The sequence below is a fragment of the Streptomyces yangpuensis genome (assembly GCF_001005295.1).
Classification (GTDB): domain Bacteria; phylum Actinomycetota; class Actinomycetes; order Streptomycetales; family Streptomycetaceae; genus Streptomyces; species Streptomyces yangpuensis.
In genome coordinates this window covers 284,644-289,977 of sequence record NZ_LBMK01000009.1, presented here as the reverse complement: position 1 = coordinate 289,977, position 5,334 = coordinate 284,644, and the positions used below count along the sequence as shown (strand labels likewise).

Genomic DNA, 5,334 nt, shown 5'->3' with positions numbered 1-5,334 from the left:
CCCCCACCCCCCTTTTCCCGCTCCGCCCCGGGACACCACCCAGCCCCGCCGGCGTTTGAGGCGCGGCCACCGGCCCGCAGACGGGGAAACCACCGCACCGCCCGGCCAGGGCAACGGCGGCTCCCGGCCCGCAGCCGGAAGCTGGGCCGAGGCCAGACCATCCGCAGAGCCCGCGCAGCGGCTACGCTCCGGGCCAGGGGCCCGGCGTCGGTGCCTCTTCCTTCTCCTCCGTCTCGGTCTTGAAGACCTTGAAGCCCCGCCGCTGGTAGTTCGCCATCGCCGTCGGCCCGTCCTGGCTGCAGGTGTGCACCCACACCCGCCGCGTCGGCTCGCGCTCCGGCCAGCGCGACGCCAGGTCCCAGGCCCGCTCGACGCCCACGGACAGCAGGTGCCCGCCGATGCGGCGGCCGCGGAAGTCGGGGAGCAGGCCGAAGTACATGATCTCCACCACCCCGTCGTCCTGCGGGTCGAGCTCCACGTACCCCGCCGGCGTGCCGCGGTCGTACGCCACCCACGTCTCCACCCCCGGCCGGTCGAGCTGCTCCACCCACTGCGCGCGCGTCAGGGACAGCCGGTCCGTCCAGTGGATGTCGCCGCCCACGGAGGCGTAGAGGAAGCGGCTGAACTCGGGGGAGGGGACCTCCGACCGCACGATCGATATCTCCGGGCCCGTCGCGGCCGCCGGGACGAGGTCCGCCGGAGAGGTCATCTCCAGCGACCAGGTGGTGAGTGTGATGGTGCTCATGCAGCTCAGGGAATCATGCCGGGCCCCGTCCGGCCCAGGCGGGCCCGGACCACCGCCGGGGCCGTGGAGTGCGGCAGCAGCGCGGCCGGGTCCTCGGGGCGGATCAGCTCCACCTCCACGTCCTCGGCGAAGCGGTACGGCCGGTGGGCCAGGACGCCCGCCAGGTGCCGTCGTACGCGCGACAGCTCCGCCCGGACCGTCACGGTGCGGGTCGGGTCACCGAACACCTCCGCGGACAGCTCGGCCGCCGACCGCCCCCGCGGACTCTCCGCCAGCAGGAACAGCAGCTCCGCGTGGCGCGGGCTCAGCTCCTGCGACCAGCTCCCGGACGACCCGTACACCGTCGCCGACCACGAACCCGCCCGGCTGAGGTCCAGTACGACCCGGGTCGCCGTACCCGTACGCTCCTGCGTGATCCGCAGCAGCCAGCCGCCGGGCAGCGGCTCCGCCACGCAGTCGCCGAGCTGCGGCACCCACACCCGGCCCGGCGCGAAGTCCTTCGGCAGCGGTACCCGCTCCGCCGGGGCCAGCCCGGTCACCGCCGCCGTCCACCCGTGCGGGTCCACGGCCAGCGCCCGCCCCGGCAGCCGGGCCAGCAGCGGCGCCGCCACCGCCCGCAGCCGCTCCAGCGACTCCAGGTGCCGGATCCGCAGCTCCCGCTCCGCGAGCCGGGCCACCGAGCTCACCCAGGCCAGCGTCGCCGGGTGCATGGTGGCCAGGGGCCCGCTGACGTCGACCACGCCCAGCAGCCGCCCGTCCCGCGGGTCGCGCACGGGCGCTCCCGCGCAGGTCCACTCGTGGTGGCTGGAGACGAAGTGCTCCGCCGAGAACACCTGCACCGGCCGCCGTGCCACCAGGGCGGTCCCCACCCCGTTCGTGCCGACCACGGCCTCGTTCCAGTCCGCCCCGACCGAGAAGCCGAGCCGGTCGGCCTTGCGCAGGATCGAGCTGTGCCCCTCCCGCCACAGCAGCCGCCCGTCCGCGTCCGCGACGACCATGATGTGCAGCGCCCCGTCCAGTGCGGGCAGCAGCCCCTCCCGCAGCACGGGAAGGACCTCCCGCAGAGGGGAGACGTGGCGCCGCTCCTCCGTCTCGGCCGCCGACAGCATCCGCGAGCGCGCGTCCCGGTCCGGGTGCACGCCGCCGGCCAGCATCCGGCGCCAGGACTCCGCGATCTCGGGCCGGGGCGTGGCCGGCGGGCGGTCGCCCGCCAGCGCGGCCGCGCGCACCCCCTTGAGCAGACGCGTGGCCTCCCGAGGGTGCATGGCCGAGATGCGTGCCACATCGACCGTGATGCCTGTGGTGTCGGCCACCGGAACCTCCCCGTGCGAACAGGACGTACGACGCCGGCCGCCCGGCGGTCCTCAGCTGCCCGGGCCGTCCTGGGTGGCCGCTTCCCCGGCGCCCGACGGACGGCAGCCGACCCAAGGGTTGCAACGGTATGCAACTCTCGCCAAGTCCCGGCCGTCCGACCGAAAATGTCCGGACGTCGCCCGAGCGGCGTGACAGCTCCTCCTCGGGGCTTCGGATCAGAGGTGGTGCCGAGTCGGCGCGGCGCCACCTCTGTCCCGGTCGACGGGCCCGGATCCCGGCTCGGAGCGGTTTGGGGACCGCAGGGGAGCCCGACGGGGGCTCCCTCCTAGCCTGCGATCCGCGCCCGTTCCACGACCGCGCGCAGATCCAGGCTGTGCGGCAGCGTGCCGAAGGCCGTACCCCAGTCACCGCCCAGCCGCGAGGCGCAGAAGGCGTCCGCGACCTCCGGCGGAGCCCACCGGACCAGCAGCGATCCCTGGAGCACCAGGGCCATGCGCTCCACGACCCGGCGGGCCCGCGCCTCGATGCCCTCCAGATCGGCGAGGTCCGTCAGCAGGTCCTTGATGGCCGAATCCAGCCGGTGATCGGCGCCCCGGGCCAGGCCCACCTCCTGGAGGAAGGCGTTCAGCGCCTGCGGCTCGCGCTGCAGGGCGCGCAGTACGTCCAGGGCCTGGACGTTCCCGGAGCCCTCCCAGATGGAGTTCAGCGGGGATTCGCGCAGCAGTCTCGGCAGTCCGGACTCCTCGACGTAGCCGTTGCCCCCCAGACACTCCAGGGCCTCGGCCACCATGGGCGTACAGCGTTTGGTCACCCAGTACTTGGCGGCGGGCACGGCCAGGCGCAGGAAGGCCTTCTCCTGCTCGGTCCCGGCGTCGTAGGCGGCGGCCAGACGCAGCGTCAGGGTGGTGGCGGCCTCCGACTCCAGGGCCAGGTCCGCGAGCACGTTGCGCATGAGCGGCTGGTCGATGAGCAGCGCTCCGAAAGCAGAGCGGTGCTCCGCATGGTGGACGGCCTGCGTCAGCGCCTGCCGCATCAGCGCGGCCGAGCCGATGACGCAGTCCAGCCGGGTCGCCGCGACCATCTCGATGATGGTCCGCACCCCGCGGCCCTCCTCGCCGACCCGCCGCGCCCAGGTCCCGTCGAACTCGACCTCGCTCGACGCGTTCGACCTGTTGCCCAGCTTGTCCTTCAGCCGCTGGATCGCGAAGACGTTGCGCGTCCCGTCCTCCAGCACTCGCGGCACCAGGAAGCAGGTCAGCCCGCCCGGCGCCTGCGCCAGCACCAGGAAGCCGTCGCACATCGGCGCCGAACAGAACCACTTGTGCCCGGTCAGCAGGTACTCGCCGGACGCGTCCAGCGGCACGGCGGTCGTCGTGTTGGCCCGTACGTCGCTGCCGCCCTGCTTCTCGGTCATCCCCATGCCGAAGAGCACGCCGGCCTTCTGCGCCGCCGGCCGCAGCCCCTGCTCGTACACGTGCGAGGTGAGCCGCGGCTCCCATTCGGCGGCGAGCGACGGATCGGCCCGCAGGGCCGGCACGGCCGCGTGCGTCATCGAGACCGGGCAGCCGTGGCCCGCCTCGGCCTGCGACCACAGGTAGAAGCCGGCGGCGCGGCGCAGGTGCCCGGCGGGCCGCCCCCAGGCGTCGGTGAGCCCCGCGCCCACGGCGTGCCCGAGCAGCCGGTGCCACGCAGGGTGGAATTCCACCTCGTCGATCCGGTTCCCGTACCGGTCGTGCGTGCGCAGTTTCGGAGGGTTGTCGTTCGCCTGCGCGCCCCATTCCTGGGCCTGCGCGGAACCGGCCGCGTGCCCGAGGTCCGTGAGCTCCTCCCTTATCCCGTCCCGGAGTTCGGGATCCGCGGACGCCAGGTGACGCTCGACGCCCTCGCTCAGGGCCCGGTCGCCGCCGTAGATGTCGTGCCCCACCAGGGGCGGGGCCTGGTTGCTGACTGTGTGGGTGGTGGCTGCCATGCGGATACCGTAAGGACGTGCAGCCAGCAAAAGAAACACCCGAGCGGATCGCAGGACGGCTCCACCGGGCCCGCGCCCTCTACCGCAACGTCTCGAAGCGGAAAATGGGCTGGCTGCTGCTGAAGGACACCGTCAACTCGTGCATCGAGTACCGGATCCTCGGGCTCGCGGCCGAGGCGGCGTTCTTCACCCTGCTCTCCCTCCCCCCGCTCTTCCTGGGCCTGCTCGGCCTGCTCGGCTACGTCGACGGGTGGACGAACACCCGTACCGTCGAGAGCATCGAGGAGAACATCCTGCGCGCGGTCGGCACGGTCCTGTCCGACCGCGGCGTCAACGACATCGCCAGACCCCTCCTGGACGACGTCACCCGCAGTGGCAGACCCGACCTGATCTCGCTCGGCTTCGCCTTCGCGCTGTGGTCGGGATCCCGGGCCGTCAACGTCTTCATCGACACCATCACCGTCATGTACGGGCTCGACGGGCACCGCGGCATCGTCAAGACCCGGCTGCTGGCCTTCCTGCTGTACGTCATCGCCCTGCTGATCGGCGCGATCGTGCTGCCTCTGATGGTGGTGGGGCCGGACGCCGTCGTCCGGCTGGTGCCGTGGGGCACCGAGGTGATCGCCGTCCTGTACTGGCCGACCGTGACCCTGCTGTCCATCGCCTTCCTGACCACCCTGTACCACGTGTCCGTGCCGGTGCGCTCGCCGTGGATCGAGGACGTGCCGGGTGCGCTGGTGGCGCTGGCGATGTGGGTGCTCGGCTCGTTCCTGCTCCGGATCTACCTCACCAACACGGTGGAGGGGCCGACCATCTACGGCTCCCTGGCCGCGCCCGTCGCCGTCCTGCTCTGGATCGGCATCTCGGCCTTCGCGGTGCTCGTCGGGGCGGCCGTCAACGCCGCGATCGACCGCGTATGGCCGTCGGTGGCGACGGCGGCGGCACGCGAGGCGAACGAGCGGGCCCGGGAGGCGGAGGCCGCGCAGCTGATCGCGCGGGCCGCCGCGTGGCGGGCGATGGCGGAGGGCGAGTCGGAGGACGACGAGGACGAGGGTATGCCGTCGGAGTTCCCGGAGCGCTGGTCGAAGTTCCTGCCGCCGGAGGACTACCACGCGCGCCTGCGCAAACACTGACGGCCGGGGGTGCTGGGGCTCCGCCCCAGACCCCGCGCCTCAATCGCCGGCGGGGCTGGATTTGCCGGCCGGGAGTGCAGGGTTCGGCTCCCGCCGGGGTGGCCGTTGTTCCTGCTGGGCGGTGGTGCGAGGGTGTGGGTCGGTGCCCCGCCGGAGTGTCTCCTCGGCTCGGC

Annotated in this window: 4 protein-coding genes; 1 reads left to right on the top strand and 3 read right to left on the bottom strand. The window is 73.2% G+C overall.

The features are described from left to right. Positions 1-181 precede the first annotated feature (181 nt). From AAT21_RS31995 to AAT21_RS31985, 3 genes are all read right to left on the bottom strand, one after another. Positions 182-745, bottom strand: coding sequence for a GNAT family N-acetyltransferase (locus tag AAT21_RS31995; protein ID WP_030966410.1), 564 nt, complete (start codon positions 743-745; stop codon positions 182-184). Positions 746-750: 5 nt separating this feature from the next. Beyond that, positions 751-2,010: a GAF domain-containing protein gene (locus tag AAT21_RS31990; protein WP_046780498.1), complete on the bottom strand. Its 1,260-nt coding sequence runs from the start codon at positions 2,008-2,010 to the stop codon at positions 751-753. Positions 2,011-2,384: 374 nt separating this feature from the next. Beyond that, the gene (locus AAT21_RS31985; RefSeq protein WP_046780453.1) at positions 2,385-4,028 is read right to left on the bottom strand and encodes an acyl-CoA dehydrogenase family protein; all 1,644 of its coding nucleotides are present in this window, start codon (positions 4,026-4,028) and stop codon (positions 2,385-2,387) included. A gap of 17 nt (positions 4,029-4,045) precedes the next feature. Between AAT21_RS31985 and AAT21_RS31980 the strand changes: the two genes are divergently transcribed. Continuing rightward, positions 4,046-5,161 carry a YihY/virulence factor BrkB family protein gene (locus AAT21_RS31980; RefSeq protein ID WP_046780452.1) on the top strand — a complete coding sequence of 372 codons (1,116 nt, stop codon included), beginning with the start codon at positions 4,046-4,048 and terminating at the stop codon, positions 5,159-5,161. Positions 5,162-5,334 lie beyond the last annotated feature (173 nt).

Excerpts from the sequence above, each read along its gene's own strand:
- AAT21_RS31995 (WP_030966410.1), bottom strand. The coding sequence starts at position 745 with ATGAGCACCATCACACTCACCACCTGGTCGCTGGAGATGACCTCTCCG.
- AAT21_RS31990 (WP_046780498.1), bottom strand. The coding sequence starts at position 2,010 with ATGCACCCTCGGGAGGCCACGCGTCTGCTCAAGGGGGTGCGCGCGGCC.
- AAT21_RS31985 (WP_046780453.1), bottom strand. The coding sequence starts at position 4,028 with ATGGCAGCCACCACCCACACAGTCAGCAACCAGGCCCCGCCCCTGGTG.